At 58.1% G+C, this 13,379-nt stretch carries 14 protein-coding genes; 2 read left to right on the top strand and 12 right to left on the bottom strand.

Annotated elements, in window-relative coordinates; genetic code table 11:
* Window positions 1–156: 156 nt before the first annotated feature.
* The 3 genes from rlmN to ACR3ES_RS00735 form a co-directional block, all read right to left on the bottom strand.
* Window positions 157–1,344, bottom strand: a complete 1,188-nt coding sequence (gene rlmN / locus ACR3ES_RS00725; protein ID WP_170430893.1) for a dual-specificity RNA methyltransferase RlmN — start codon at window positions 1,342–1,344, stop codon at window positions 157–159.
* A 78-nt stretch (window positions 1,345–1,422) separates the two neighbouring features.
* On the bottom strand, window positions 1,423–1,800 hold the full coding sequence (locus tag ACR3ES_RS00730) for a lysozyme inhibitor LprI family protein (RefSeq protein WP_170430892.1): 378 nt from the start codon (window positions 1,798–1,800) through the stop codon (window positions 1,423–1,425).
* Window positions 1,801–2,284: 484 nt separating this feature from the next.
* The gene (locus tag ACR3ES_RS00735; protein WP_170430888.1) at window positions 2,285–2,818 is read right to left on the bottom strand and encodes an invasion associated locus B family protein; all 534 of its coding nucleotides are present in this window, start codon (window positions 2,816–2,818) and stop codon (window positions 2,285–2,287) included.
* Window positions 2,819–2,996: 178 nt separating this feature from the next.
* Between ACR3ES_RS00735 and ACR3ES_RS00740 the strand changes: the two genes are divergently transcribed.
* Entirely contained in the window at window positions 2,997–3,995 is a 999-nt protein-coding gene (locus tag ACR3ES_RS00740) for an asparaginase (protein ID WP_170430885.1), read from the top strand.
* A gap of 5 nt (window positions 3,996–4,000) precedes the next feature.
* Here the strand turns inward: ACR3ES_RS00740 and ACR3ES_RS00745 are convergent, their stop codons facing one another.
* The 4 genes from ACR3ES_RS00745 to serB are packed head-to-tail and all read right to left on the bottom strand — an operon-like array spanning window position 4,001 to window position 6,021.
* Window positions 4,001–4,321, bottom strand: a complete 321-nt coding sequence (locus ACR3ES_RS00745; protein ID WP_170430884.1) for a YciI family protein — start codon at window positions 4,319–4,321, stop codon at window positions 4,001–4,003.
* A gap of 22 nt (window positions 4,322–4,343) precedes the next feature.
* Window positions 4,344–4,772 (bottom strand): SRPBCC family protein, encoded by a 429-nt coding sequence (locus ACR3ES_RS00750; protein WP_170430882.1) that lies wholly within the window; start codon window positions 4,770–4,772, stop codon window positions 4,344–4,346.
* Entirely contained in the window at window positions 4,760–5,089 is a 330-nt protein-coding gene (locus ACR3ES_RS00755; protein WP_170430879.1) for a metalloregulator ArsR/SmtB family transcription factor, read from the bottom strand. The genes ACR3ES_RS00750 and ACR3ES_RS00755 overlap by 13 nt, the downstream gene beginning before the upstream one ends.
* A gap of 53 nt (window positions 5,090–5,142) precedes the next feature.
* Window positions 5,143–6,021, bottom strand: coding sequence for a phosphoserine phosphatase SerB (serB, locus tag ACR3ES_RS00760; RefSeq protein ID WP_170430878.1), 879 nt, complete (start codon window positions 6,019–6,021; stop codon window positions 5,143–5,145).
* Window positions 6,022–6,188: 167 nt separating this feature from the next.
* Between serB and ACR3ES_RS00765 the strand changes: the two genes are divergently transcribed.
* The gene (locus tag ACR3ES_RS00765; protein ID WP_480425531.1) at window positions 6,189–7,706 is read left to right on the top strand and encodes a malonate--CoA ligase; all 1,518 of its coding nucleotides are present in this window, start codon (window positions 6,189–6,191) and stop codon (window positions 7,704–7,706) included.
* Between the two features lie 3 nt (window positions 7,707–7,709).
* Here the strand turns inward: ACR3ES_RS00765 and ACR3ES_RS00770 are convergent, their stop codons facing one another.
* The 5 genes from ACR3ES_RS00770 to ACR3ES_RS00790 form a co-directional block, all read right to left on the bottom strand.
* A complete protein-coding gene (locus ACR3ES_RS00770; RefSeq protein ID WP_480424621.1) occupies window positions 7,710–8,438 on the bottom strand; it encodes a metallophosphoesterase family protein in 729 nt (242 codons plus the stop codon).
* A 115-nt stretch (window positions 8,439–8,553) separates the two neighbouring features.
* Complete coding sequence (gene serA, locus ACR3ES_RS00775) at window positions 8,554–10,149, bottom strand: phosphoglycerate dehydrogenase (RefSeq protein ID WP_170430874.1); 1,596 nt, start codon at window positions 10,147–10,149, stop codon at window positions 8,554–8,556.
* Between the two features lie 57 nt (window positions 10,150–10,206).
* A complete protein-coding gene (locus tag ACR3ES_RS00780) occupies window positions 10,207–11,361 on the bottom strand; it encodes a phosphoserine transaminase (protein ID WP_170430872.1) in 1,155 nt (384 codons plus the stop codon).
* 159 nt (window positions 11,362–11,520) lie between these two features.
* Window positions 11,521–12,618 (bottom strand): Gfo/Idh/MocA family protein, encoded by a 1,098-nt coding sequence (locus ACR3ES_RS00785; RefSeq protein WP_170430870.1) that lies wholly within the window; start codon window positions 12,616–12,618, stop codon window positions 11,521–11,523.
* An 11-nt stretch (window positions 12,619–12,629) separates the two neighbouring features.
* Window positions 12,630–13,340 carry a GntR family transcriptional regulator gene (locus ACR3ES_RS00790; protein ID WP_170430868.1) on the bottom strand — a complete coding sequence of 237 codons (711 nt, stop codon included), beginning with the start codon at window positions 13,338–13,340 and terminating at the stop codon, window positions 12,630–12,632.
* Between the last annotated feature and the right edge of the window lie 39 nt (window positions 13,341–13,379).

Genomic DNA, 13,379 nt, shown 5'->3' on the forward strand with positions numbered 1-13,379 from the left:
AATGCACTGCCAGAACCCGCTCCGTCATCTCACCGCTTTGTGCACAAAGGTGAGGCCACCCGGAGCCAGAACATTCAAAAGATACCAAGCTTTTCTGGCAATAAACAGCGGCGGAACATTAAGATTGCAGCCGCTGCAAGTCCAGACGAGCGGAACCTACCTGTCCAAACCCGCTTCGACCGCAATCTGCTTTCGCGACTTTCGGGCCCGCTCGGTGGCGGATTTCAACTGACCGCACGCGGCCATGATGTCCTCGCCCCGCGTTTTTCGAATGGGGGAGGCGTATCCCGCCTGATAGATGATATTGGCAAAGGCACGGATACGGTTGTTCGAACTGCGCTTGTAGGGCGCGCCGGGCCATTCGTTGAACGGGATCAGGTTGATCTTGGCGGGAATTTTGTGGCGTTTGATGTGGTCGATCAGGCGATGCGCGTCCTCATCACTGTCGTTCACCCCATCCAGCATCACATACTCAAACGTGATCCGCTCGGAATTCGAGGCATTGGGGTAACTGGCCAGCGCGTGCAGGAGCTCCTCGATATTCCAGCGCTTGTTGATCGGGACCAGCGTGTCGCGTATCTCATCCGTGGTGGCGTGGAACGAGATTGCCAGCAGGCAACCGATTTCCTCGGCCGTCCGCGCAATCTCGGGCACAACACCCGAGGTCGACAGCGTGATGCGGCGACGGGACAGGGAAATGCCCTCGGGGTCCATCGCAATCTTCATGGCATCGCGGACGTTCTCAAAATTGTAAAGTGGCTCGCCCATGCCCATCAGAACAATGTTCGACAGCAGGCGCGTTTCGTCCTTGGGGGCTCCGGGGGTCGGCCATTCCTCAAGATCATCACGCGCCATCATCACCTGACCGACAATCTCGGCAGCTGTCAGGTTGCGCACCAGTTTCTGCGTTCCAGTGTGGCAGAAGGAACAGGTCAGCGTGCACCCAACCTGAGACGAGATGCACAGCGTGCCGCGGTCCTCTTCGGGGATGTAAACAACCTCGACCTCGTGCCCGCCCGCAATGCGGCACAAATACTTTCGGGTACCATCTTCCGAGACCTGTCGGGTTACAACCTCGGGGATCTCGATGACAAAGTCCTCAGCCAGCTGGGCGCGATAGGCTTTAGCCAGATTTGTCATCTCGGCAAAGTCGCGCACGCCCCACTGGTAGATCCACTGCCAGATCTGGCCGGTCCGCATTTTGGCCTGCTTCTCCGGGGTGCCATGTTCGATCAGAACTTCGCGTAACTGGTCCCGGGTCAGGCCGACCAGATTCAACTTCCCTTCCGGCAATTTGCGCGGAATGGTCACAAGGTCCTGGGTGATCGGCGCTTTGGCTGACATAGTCTGGTCTCGAGGCTTCTGGCTTGGGATGCGCCTCTATATAGGACTGCACGCAAAGATCAAAAGAATTCGTGCCGCTCAGTTTGCAAAACTCAGCAACTGGTCCACACGCGTTCTGCCCAGGTCGATCCTGCAGGAAGTAATCGCAATACCGGTGCCGGATCCACCGCCAAACGACGTGCCGACCGCCTCGCAATGTGTGTCCCGAAACGCAACCCAAGCGTTTTGCGCAGCTTCGAGCGCGGGCTGGGCTTCGGTCCGTTCGGTGACGTCGTCCAGTTCTCTGGCGGCCTGCATCGCGAAGCCATAGCTTTCCCCTAATGCAGCATTGACGCGTTCTTCCATTTCAGAAACACAAGATCCGACGTCGACCTGCGAACTTGCATCAGGACATTCCAATGCAGGGTCGGCCAGTACAGTCCCCGGAAGAAACACGGCGAAAAGAGCCCAACGCATGATCCGATACTCCTGATTGCTCGGGAAAACTTTCGGCAGCCTAGCACGGTTTTAGCGACAGCCCAAAATGCCGTCTGGCCGTTCAGGCGATGCCCGAACGGCCAGCACTACATCTACTCATCTACCCGGTTTTCGGGTGGAAGTGCCCGTCAGACTCCCGCAGGCGGAACGTTGCAGTCGGCGGCATCCAAGGTTTGCACCGGATCTTCCGGCCCGCACTGTTCGCCACTCACCGGGTAAGTCTCTGCTGTGTTTTCGCACGCGCTCAACACTGCGGCGGCCATCATCAACAGGACAAGAACAGAATTTCTAAACATCGGACAACTCCTCATTTCGTTTGCACCAATTAGTTCAGAGGCGACGATGCTTCACTTTGACACGGATCAAATTGAGCACCGGACGTAGCGTAAGGATGCAAACTGCGTGCTGAGTACGAAAAAAGCCCCGTCGAAATGACGAGGCTCGGATTCTCTGCCCTTCGATCTCAATTTGTACAGCGCTTCTCGGCGTCTTCGATTGCGGCGGTGAAACCCAAAAGTGAGAACGTGTCTTTTGTCTGGGTTCCGCGTTCGGACCTTGCTGTCAGAACCGCTTCGGTTCCACGCTTCATTGCGGTGACAACTTTCAGGTCCTCACCTTCCGTTGCGGGCCAGGCCCACTCTCCTTCGGTGATGAACTCGAACTCGGAGTCGTCAATGCGGACATTCACGGTGGACCCGGACGCAAAGGGATAGCCGCCGGTAAAGGTCACTTGGCCTTTGACCTCGGAATTGGGCCGATAGAAGACAAACAACAGAATGTCACTGCGCCGCACAGATACGACGCGACCCCCACGGGTGTTCACGGTCTCTTTGGGCGCAGAGACGCTCCAGCATTCGGTGGGATCGTCTTCGACGAAAACGCTCCAGTCGGTCTTTGCCGCAACCCGATTGGTGCTTGTCGCCTGCTGAGCGATTGCAGTTGTGGCCAGCCCCGCCACACACAGGCCCGCGATCACGCGGACGAGCCTTGATCCCATTTGTCCAGCCTCCTAGCTCGACCCATACCTCTTATCCATCGGAAATGGCTGCAAACCCTGCCGGTTCGTCTGTAACGTTGCGCATCCCGATGATTGCCGACATACACACACTAACGCAGGTTTCGCCACAGGCGAAAGGGCGATTGGCAGAATTTTGCGCATAAAACCGGAGGTCCAGATGACGCAGCCCGTAGCAATGACAGAACTCTGGCGCGGACCCTTGTTAGAGAGCCTGCATCTTGGTCACGCAGTGATCTGTGATGATGCGGGTCAAATCGTCCAAAGCTGGGGTAATCCGAAGGAGGTGATATACCCTCGATCTTCTGCCAAGATGATCCAGGCTCTGCCTCTGATCACTTCGGGCGCTGCGGCAAAGTTTGGGTTGAACAGCGAGCACCTGGCGCTGGCCTGCGCCTCACACAACGGCGCGCATATTCATACCGACAGGGTTTCGGCCTGGCTGGACCATCTGGGTCTGGCCGACAGCGATCTGCGGTGCGGGCCGCAAGAACCATCTGATATGGCGGCGCGCGACGGGCTGATCCTGGCCGATGACACGCCCTGCCAGATCCACAACAATTGCTCGGGCAAGCATTGCGGCTTTCTGACGGTGGCGCAGCACATGGGCGCAGGGCCGGAATACCTTGAAATTGATCATCCGGTCCAACAGGCCTGCCTGTCTGCCGTCGAGGAGACAACTGGAGAGACCAGCCCGGCCTATGGGATTGACGGTTGCTCGGCCCCGAACTTCGCCACTTCACTGGTAGGCTTGGCACGATCAATGGCGTGGTTCGCGTCAGCAGGTGATCGATCCGACCGGGCGAGTGACGCCGCCCGGCAACTCACGGCAGCGATGATCCGACATCCCGAACTGGTCGCAGGGGAAACACGGGCCTGTACCGAATTGATGCGCGCCATGGAAGGGCGCGCCGCGATCAAAACTGGCGCCGAGGCCGTTTTTGTCGCCATCATCCCGGAAAAGCGTATGGGCGTCGCGTTGAAGATTACCGATGGCACAACGCGTGCCAGCGAATGCGCGATTGCATCCATTCTTGTCAGCCTTGGGGTGCTGGAGGCCGACCACCCGGCCACCCGCAAATTCATGAACGCCACGCAATACAGTCGCCGTGGACTGGAGTGCGGCGTGATCAGGCCAGCACCGGGCTTTCCCGGTTAAGCCTGTTACATCTCGATTTCGTGCACCTCGGCCACTTCGACCGACCCCGAGCCGTTGACGACCATGGGACAGCCTTTTGCCATTTCGGTGGCCGCATCCATGCTGTCAGCCTTGATGACGGTGAAACCCGAAGCCGGATTGGCGCCACCATTGTCGGCAACGCCACTGTGGCTGACGGTATGGGATTGACCAACCGGGTTACCGGGGATGTCCAGCGCGTCCCCCATACCCTGAAACCATGCGCCCCAGGCTGCCATGGTTGCTTCGACTTCGGCAGGATCGCTTGGCGTTGTTCCGCCATGATAGACAAACAAATATTGAGGCATTTCAGTTCTCCTTGTTAAAAAACTAGTTCAAGAACGCTTCGAGTTTGCGCAGCGACGAGGTCCAGCCCTGTTCATGGTTGGCGGCAGCGTCGGCATCCGCCAATTCACGATGATCCACGACCAGACGCGCACCCTCGCCCGAGGCCGCGACAGACAGGGTGACGTGGCTTTCATTGCCGCGTTCGTCCTGATCGTCATGCCAGGCCCAGGTAAATCCAACAGATTTTGGTGCGTCGACATGGGTAACGTGACCAGAGACTTTGAAGCGCTGACCATCGTTGTTCATCATGACCGAGTACCAGGGCCCCAACCGCGAAAAATCCAGGTTGTGCTCAGGGACGTGCACGCCCTCAGGACCCCACCATTGCAACAGCTTTGAACCATCGCTGATCCACGCAAACAGCGTCTCGGCGCTGACGGGAAACTCCCGCTCCAGTCTCAGGTCGGCCATGAGTTCTCCCCTTCCAGAATGTTGCCCAAACGATCAAGGCTGCTTTCCCAAAACTGGCGTTTTGAGATCGTCCACTCGGCAATCGCACGCAGACCGTCCGGCTGAATAGAATACATCCGTTGCGTACCTTGCACGCGCTGCTGAATCAGCCCGGCCTCGCGCAGAACTTTCAGGTGGCGCGAGACAGCCGCGCCGGACATGCCCTTTCCGTCAATCAGGTCTCCGGCGGCCAGTTCTCCGTTTTCCATCAATTGCTCGACAATCGCGAACCGGGTGGAATCGGACAGGGCAGAAAATGTGGTCAAAAGTGTATTCATGACCACTAATTAACATAAATGTTAAATAAAAGAAAGCCCGCTTCTTTTGCGCATCAGACGGTCACAAATTCCCGACGCGAATAGCCCTGCAAGTAAAGCAACGCTGTCAGATCGCCATGATTTACGCGCACCTCGCACTGGGCGGCAACCGAGGGTTTGGCATGCAACGCAACACCCGTGCCCGCGAGGCCCAGCATGCCCAGATCGTTCGCACCATCGCCAACAGCTATCACATCGGTCTTGGGCAAACCCAGCCGCGCACTTATGCGTTCCAACGACTCGACTTTGGCCTGCCGTCCCAGGATCGGGCGCTGCACATCACCGGTCAGTTTGCCGTCCTCAGCCAGCAGGGTATTGGCCCGGTTTTCGTCAAAGCCCAAAAGCTCGGCCACCCGCGCGGTAAAGGCCGTGAACCCGCCTGAAACCAACGCGGCGTAGCCACCGGCTGCACGCATGGTCGCCACCAGCTCCCGCCCCCCCGGCATCAAGGTGATGCGCGTGTTCAGAACCTTGTCGATCACGGTCTCATCCAGACCTTTCAGCAGGCCGACCCGTTCGATCAAGGCGCCTTCGAAATCGAGCTCTCCGTTCATTGCACGGGCCGTGATATCCTTGACACGTTCGCCTACACCGGCCTCATCCGCCAGTTCGTCGATACACTCCTGCTGGATCATCGTGCTGTCCATGTCTGCCAAGAGCATCTTTTTGCGGCGCCCGTCTGCCGGCTGGACGATCAGGTCCACACCCATCTTCTGCAAATCCGCCCAGATCTCCCAGCGATTGTCCGGAAGGTCCGACAAGAAGAACTCCGCCGCTTCGTCCGGGTTGAGCCAAACGATTTTATCACCACCCCAAGCGTTTCGCAGAGACTCGACCAGAGGACGCTCCAGCGACGGCGTAGCTGGATTGGTCAGCAGGGTGGCAACGTACATCTTCGATCTCCGGCAAGCTTAACCGCGCATATCGCAGGCGCAGCATTTTCGCCAGAGGTGGATTGCCCCGACCGCGCGCAACCCGTAAGAATTTCTTAGGTGTCAGGTCTTTGGGTCTGCGCTTGTGCAAGAAAATCATGACGCTCGAAGACAAAAAGGGGAACGGGATGGGTAACCCGCTGTATGACCGCCTGTTCGGCATCCACTCCGGCAAGACCACAACGTTTCTACATTTGCCCGATGGCCAGACCCTGAGTCACGCAGCATTTCTGGATAAGGCTGCCCGCCTCGCAAATGCCCTGACGGGATTGGGATTGGAACCTGGCGACCGCGTGGCTGTGCGGGTGGAAAAAACACCCGAAGCTCTGGCCCTCTATGCGGCCTGCGCACAGGCAGGGCTGATTTTCCTGCCGTTGAACACGGCTTACACAACGCATGAGCTGACCTATTTCATCGAAAACAGCGGCGCGTCATTGGTCGTCTGCGATTCAAAAGACGCCGAGGACCTGAATTTGGTTGCCAAGGCGCAGAATGCGCGTCTGGAAACGCTGGACGCTGACGGGTCCGGCAGCCTGATGCGCCGCGCACTCGGGATGCTGCCCGCCTTTGCCCCGGTCAGCCGGTCCGAAGATGATCTGGCGGCCCTCCTTTATACGTCGGGCACCACGGGGCGATCCAAAGGGGCGATGCTGACGCAGGCCAACCTATTGTCAAACGCGCTGACGCTGGTGCACGAATGGCGGTTCACGGATAAGGACGTGCTCCTGCACGCATTGCCGACCTTTCATACGCATGGTCTTTTCGTGGCGACGAACGTTGTTCTGGCCTCGGGCGGGTCGATGATTTTTTTGCCAAAGTTTGATCTGGACGACATGGTGCGCCTGCTGCCCGCCGCGACGTCGATGATGGGTGTTCCGACGTTCTACACCCGCCTTCTGGGGGACGAGCGGTTCACCAGAGATCTGGCGCAGGACATGCGGTTGTTCATCTCGGGCTCGGCCCCTCTGCTGGCCGAAACACATGAGCGCTTTGAACGGCGCACCGGTCATCGCATTCTCGAACGCTACGGCATGACCGAGACCAACATGAACACGTCAAACCCCTATGATGGCGAACGTCGCGCGGGAACGGTAGGGTTCCCTCTGCCAGATGTAGAACTGAAAGTGACCGACCCGGAAACGGGTGAGGTCGTGCCGGATGGTGAGACCGGCATCATCGAGGTGCGCGGCCCGAACGTCTTTAGCGGCTATTGGCAGATGCCCGAAAAAACCGCCGAAGAGTTGCGCGAGGACGGGTTCTTTATCACCGGCGATCTGGGGCGCATCGACCAGGATGGATATGTCCACATCGTCGGTCGGGGCAAGGATCTGATCATCTCCGGGGGCTACAACATCTACCCTAAGGAAATCGAACTCTTGCTGGACGAACAACCTGGTGTCTTGGAAAGCGCCGTGATTGGTGTGCCGCACCCGGATTTTGGAGAGGCCGTTTTGGGCATCCTTGTGGCTCGGTCCGGTCAAGATCCCGATGTCCAAGCGATCATGGCTGCAGTGAACGGTCAGCTTGCACGGTTCAAACATCCCCGCCGCCTGATTATTGCCGATGAATTGCCGCGCAACACCATGGGTAAAGTGCAAAAGAACCTGCTGCGCGACACCTACAAAGACAGTTTCAGCGACAGTTAATGCTCAGGCCTCCAATGGGACACGTCCGTTTTTGGCCAGCAGCCAGCAAGACCGACCTTCGAACACCGCAGGGATCAGCGGACGCCCAACCCCGGCACCGCCATCCAGATTCACCCGGTTGCCAAAATGTTTGGCCTGGGAAACCGGAGTATGACCGTGCACGACCAGCCAGGGATGCGGGCTCGGGTCGTCAAGAAATTCGCCGCGTATCCAGATAAGATCTTCCTCTATCTGCTCTGACAAGGGTGTCCCTGGGCGAATACCGGCATGTACGAACAGCAAATCACCGTCCTCGTGGTATGGAACAAGCCTGTTCAGAAAGGAAACGTGCAATTCAGGCACCGCTGTGCGTGCTCGGTTCAGGATGTGGAAAACACGTTCGTCAGGTTCGAACCCTACGCCATATGAGGCCAGCGTTTCTGCCCCGCCCAGACGCTCGTGCAACCAGTGTTCTCCAATCCGCAACCGGGCCTCTGCCACAGATCCATCCCGCATGAATCTGGCAAACATCCGGTCGTGATTTCCCAGCAGAAAAATCCAGTTGCGCCCTGCTTGCTGTGCCTTGGCCAACAGATCGATCACATCCTTGCAATTCGGGCCCCGGTCCACGTAGTCGCCCAGGAAAACCACCCGCGCGTCTGGACCACCATCCGCTTCGATCCGATGCAATGCGGTTCTGAGCATGTCCAGTTGCCCGTGAATATCCCCGATGGCATAAACAGGTGTCGTCATGACCACTCGATTCCCTTCTCGGTTGATTTGAAGCAAAATCGCTGCGGAGAAAAGACAATGCCCGCTCTGTCTCCAGTACGGGCATCAAGCTGTTTCAGAATCTCAACACAGTACCTTAAGCGACATCGAACTCCAGCGGTTTGATCTGCTTGAACAGACCTGTTTCCGCCAGCTTTGCACGCGCTTCGGCCGGAACCGGCTCATCGACGTAGAGCAACGCGATTGCTTCACCTCCGGCCTCGGACCGGCCGAGTGTAAAGTTGGCAATGTTGACATCGTTTTCGCCCATGGTGTTGCCCAACGCTCCGATAATACCCGGTACATCCTCATTGGTGGTGTACAGCATATGCGCCCCAACCTCGGCATCGATATTGATGCCCTTGATCTGGATGAAGCGCGGCTTGCCATCGCTGAATACCGTGCCCCCGATTGAGCGTTCGCGCTTGCTGGTGACGACGGTCACTTTGATATACCCCTCGAAGGCGCCCGACTTATCCTGATTGGTGGTCGAAATCTGGATGCCGCGCTCTTTCGCCACCACGGGTGCCGAGACCATGTTCACCTCGGGGTTGAACTTTTTCATGATCCCGGCAACGACTGAACAGTTGAGCGCCGCGAGGTTCATCTCAGCGGCGACACCATCATAGAGGATGTTGATCGCCTTAACCGGCTCATCGGTCATCTGGCCGATGAAGCTGCCCAAATGACCCGCCAGCTTGATCCACGGACCCATGACCTTGGCCTCTTCGGCCGTGACGCTGGGCATATTCAGGGCGTTCTCGACCGCGCCGGTCAGCAGATAGTTCGAGATCTGTTCGGCCACCTGCAGGGCCACGTTTTCCTGAGCTTCTGTAGTCGCCGCACCCAAATGCGGTGTGCAGACAACGTTTGGCAGGTTGAACAGGGGATTGTCCTTGGCCGGTTCCACGCTGAACACGTCAAACGCAGCGCCTGCGATATGGCCGGACTGCAACATCTCGGCCAGCGCTTCCTCGTCGACCAGACCACCCCGTGCGCAGTTGACGATACGAACACCCGGTTTGGTCTTGGCGAGGTTTTCGCGGCTCAGAACGTTACGGGTCTGATCCGTCAACGGAACATGCAGAGTGATGAAGTCGGCACGCGCCAGCAACTCGTCCAGTTCCACCTTTTCAACACCCATCTGCGCGGCTTTTTCTTCGCCCAGATAGGGATCATAGGCGATGACCTTCATCTTCAGCCCGAGTGCGCGTTCGCAGACGATCCCGCCGATGTTCCCCGCGCCGATCACGCCCAGCGTTTTGTTGGTCAGCTCGATCCCCATGAATTTGGACTTTTCCCATTTACCCGCATGGGTCGAGGTGCTGGCCTCGGGGATCTGCCGCGCGACGGCAAACATCATCGCAATCGCATGCTCAGCGGTTGTGATCATGTTGCCGAAGGGCGTGTTCATCACGATCACACCCTTTTTCGAGGCCGCATCCTTGTCGATATTATCGGTCCCGATCCCGGCACGACCGATCACTTTCAGTTTGTCGGCCTTCTCCAGAATGGTCGGCGTGACCTTGGTGGCCGAACGAATAGCAAGGCCGTCATACTGACCGATCACCTCGGCCAGTTTGTCTTTGTCCTTACCCAGATCGGGCATGAAATCCACGTCGATGCCGCGATCCCGGAAAATCTGCACGGCGGTTTCGCTGAGCTTGTCAGATACGAGTACTTTGGGGGCCATTTTCTCTGGTCCTTGAATTGTATGGAAGGTCCGGGCCTTGTGTGGCCCGGCAAAAAGTCAGGCAGCCTCAGACTGCGCCGCGATTTCGGCCTCGAAGGCCCATGCCAGCCAAGGCAGCATCGCCTCGATATCCGAGGTCTCAACCGTGCCACCGCACCAGATGCGCAGGCCCGCAGGCGCGTCGCGATAGGCACCGATGTCCAAGGCGATATTCTCTGCTTCAAGCCGTTTGGCCACGGCCTTGGCGAATGCTGCACCGTCCTGAATGCGCCCATCTGTGAATTTCAGGCAGACCGAGGTGTTCGATTGCGTCGCCGCATCTTCGGCCAGATTGGCGATCCAATCGTTTTGGTCGCAGAAGGCGTGAACCGCTCCGGCATTGGCATCGGCACGGGCGATCAACCCCTGCAACCCGCCGACCGAACGCGCCCAATCCAGCGCAAACAAGTAATCTTCAACCGCGAGCATCGACGGCGTGTTGATCGTCGCGCCGGTGAAAATCCCCTCGATCAGTTTGCCGCCCTTGGTCAGGCGGAAAATCTTGGGCAGCGGCCAAGCGGGGATGTAGCTTTCCAGCCGTTCTACCGCGCGGGGGCTCAGGATCAGCATTCCATGAGCCGCTTCACCGCCCAGCACCTTCTGCCAGCTGAAAGTGGTCACATCCAGTTTGTCCCAGGGCAAGTCCATCGCAAAGGCCGCCGAGGTCGCATCGCAGATCGTCAAGCCGTGACGGTCATCGGCGATCCAGTCGCCGTCGGGTACCCGAACGCCCGAGGTCGTGCCGTTCCATGTAAACACCACGTCGTTGGCGAAATCGACCGAAGCAAGATCAACGATCTGCCCGTAATCTGCGGTCTTCACCTCGGCGTCGATCTTCAACTGCTTGACCACGTCAGTCACCCAGCCCGCGCCGAAGCTCTCCCACGCCAGCATCTCAACCTTGCGCTCACCCAACAGCGACCAAAGCGCCATCTCAACCGCACCGGTGTCTGAGGCGGGAACGATGCCGATCTTGTAGTTTGCCGGAATGCCCAGAATCTCACGCGTGCCTTCGATAGCCGCTTTCAGCTTGTCCTTGCCAACAGCCGCACGGTGCGACCGGCCCAGCGCGGCATCGGCCAGTTTGGACAGCTCAAATGTAGGGGGTTTGGCGCAAGGGCCCGAGGAAAAACGCGGATTCGCCGGCCGCGTCGCCGGTTGTTGAGTGCTCATCTGTATTACCCTTCCAGATACACGCCCCTCGTTGGGGAGGGGTGTCCCACGGACAGAGCTATGGTGCGCAAAACCCAACGACAAGCGAAAAAGACGCTTTAGGCGAAGAAAACGACAGGAATCCGCGCCTGAATTCGGAACACGTGTTTCCGATCGGCATCACGTGTCGAAATGTACGCTTTCGCCGGTTGTCGACGCCTGTTGCGCCGCCAACCCCATGCGAACTGCCCAGAACCCATCTTGAAGCGAGACATCCGGGGCAGAACGTTGACCGCGCAAAAGTTCCAGAAACCCCTGATGCTGATAGAAGGTCGAGCCATTGTGGTCCCCAGCCGCCAGCAACTTGGGGTCAACCGGGATGTCTTTTGACACAGGTCCTTTGGGATCACGCGGGCTAACAATCAGCTGTGGCACCGGCGGCTCGCCCAAATGATCGAGCCAGAACCGACCTGGGCCAGGCACCAACGCCTCGATCTTGGCCCTAGGGCCGACGGCGGAGACCTCTTCCTGATACCGCGATCCTTCGGCGAACATGCAAAGTTCCAACATCGCCCGCGCCCCGTTGGCGAAATCGACCAATACATAACCGTGATCCAGGATATCCGGTGTCTCGCCATCATAACTTTCATCCAAATGGTTTATTGCCTGCCCGCCACTGGCGGTGATCCGCACCGGGTCGGAATGCAGGATCAAACGCATCAGGTCGAAGAAGTGGCAGCATTTCTCAACAAAGGTCCCGCCGGTGTTACGGTTGAACCGGTTCCAGTCACCAACCTTGCTCAGAAACGGAAAACGATGTTCACGGATCGACAGCATCTGGACGCCGCCCGTCACACCCGCCTGATCAATCAAGGCGGCGATGGGCGGCATATAGCGATACTCCATCGCCACCCAGATCGGGTGGGGGTAGTCCCGCTGCACCTGCTCAAGCCGCGCGGCATCCGCTGGATCGGTGAACAGGGGTTTCTCAACCAGCAATGGCAAAGGGCGCACCTCTGCGATCTCGCAAATCTGATCCACATGTAAATGGTTGGGGCTTGCGATGACAATGCAATCGAGATCCTTGACCGCCAGCAACTCCTGCATGGACCCCACTATGACCGCATCCGGCGCGATGGCTTGCCCCGCTTGGGCCATGCCTGGATCGGGTTCAAAGATTGCCGCAACGCACGTCCCCTCCAGCAAAGCGATATTGTGCAGGTGCTCCTGCCCCATCATGCCGCATCCGATCAGCCCGTAGTGGATGGTCCGGGTCATGCGTTTTCCTTTTACTTCAAACGTTGTACATAGGTGGTCCGATCCGGATCGAACCACGTTTTTGAAAACTCGACGGGCTCTGCCCGTTCGGACCAGCTAAACCGCTCGATATATCCAACCGTTTCTCCGGCGGGTTTGGTGAAACCTGGGGGTGTCCACCCAGGCAGAGAGCCGACCGAAACCCGATCTTCGGCCCGCGTGATCCAGAACCCCAACTGTTGCTGGTAATAGCGATAGAGCGAGTCCGACAGCAGCGTCTGGTCGATCAGTCCAACTGATTCGTCCAGCCAGATTTCCTCGACGGCGATAATTGTGTCATTCAGATATCGCATTCGACGCACGCGGGATCCTGTATCGGAGGCACCGAATTCCGGCAGAGCGTCAGGCTTACTCAGATGGTCGACAGACAGAATATCCGCGCGTGGCAAACCGCCCCCCTGAGGCAGTTCAAGCCGGAACATCGCATAGACACTGTTCTGTGTTCCGGTCTCCCGCACGTAGTTGCCGGATCCCTGGATACGCTCCAGCATCCCTTTTTTCTCAAGCTCAGCGAGCGATTTTCTCAAGGTTCCCACCGACACCTGCAACCCTGCCGCCATCTCGCGCTCGGGCGGCAGCCTCTCACCATCTATCAGCCGACCCGCAGCGATGTCGCGGATCAGCAGTTCCGCGATCTGCACATAGATCGGCAAGGCATTCGGGTTTCGGCTGTTCGGAGACACTGGGCGTGCTTCACTCCGTCGCAGGAGAAATTGATACAC

The sequence above is a fragment of the Ruegeria sp. B1 genome, from assembly GCF_056535885.1.

Bases quoted from the DNA above. Each gene is read 5' to 3' on its own strand.
- rlmN (WP_170430893.1), bottom strand. From the start codon at position 1,344: ATGTCAGCCAAAGCGCCGATCACCCAGGACCTTGTGACCATTCCGCGC.
- ACR3ES_RS00730 (WP_170430892.1), bottom strand. From the start codon at position 1,800: ATGCGTTGGGCTCTTTTCGCCGTGTTTCTTCCGGGGACTGTACTGGCC.
- ACR3ES_RS00735 (WP_170430888.1), bottom strand. From the start codon at position 2,818: ATGGGATCAAGGCTCGTCCGCGTGATCGCGGGCCTGTGTGTGGCGGGG.
- ACR3ES_RS00740 (WP_170430885.1), top strand. From the start codon at position 2,997: ATGACGCAGCCCGTAGCAATGACAGAACTCTGGCGCGGACCCTTGTTA.
- ACR3ES_RS00745 (WP_170430884.1), bottom strand. From the start codon at position 4,321: ATGCCTCAATATTTGTTTGTCTATCATGGCGGAACAACGCCAAGCGAT.
- ACR3ES_RS00750 (WP_170430882.1), bottom strand. From the start codon at position 4,772: ATGGCCGACCTGAGACTGGAGCGGGAGTTTCCCGTCAGCGCCGAGACG.
- ACR3ES_RS00755 (WP_170430879.1), bottom strand. From the start codon at position 5,089: ATGAATACACTTTTGACCACATTTTCTGCCCTGTCCGATTCCACCCGG.
- serB (WP_170430878.1), bottom strand. From the start codon at position 6,021: ATGTACGTTGCCACCCTGCTGACCAATCCAGCTACGCCGTCGCTGGAG.
- ACR3ES_RS00765 (WP_480425531.1), top strand. From the start codon at position 6,189: ATGGGTAACCCGCTGTATGACCGCCTGTTCGGCATCCACTCCGGCAAG.
- ACR3ES_RS00770 (WP_480424621.1), bottom strand. From the start codon at position 8,438: ATGACGACACCTGTTTATGCCATCGGGGATATTCACGGGCAACTGGAC.
- serA (WP_170430874.1), bottom strand. From the start codon at position 10,149: ATGGCCCCCAAAGTACTCGTATCTGACAAGCTCAGCGAAACCGCCGTG.
- ACR3ES_RS00780 (WP_170430872.1), bottom strand. From the start codon at position 11,361: ATGAGCACTCAACAACCGGCGACGCGGCCGGCGAATCCGCGTTTTTCC.
- ACR3ES_RS00785 (WP_170430870.1), bottom strand. From the start codon at position 12,618: ATGACCCGGACCATCCACTACGGGCTGATCGGATGCGGCATGATGGGG.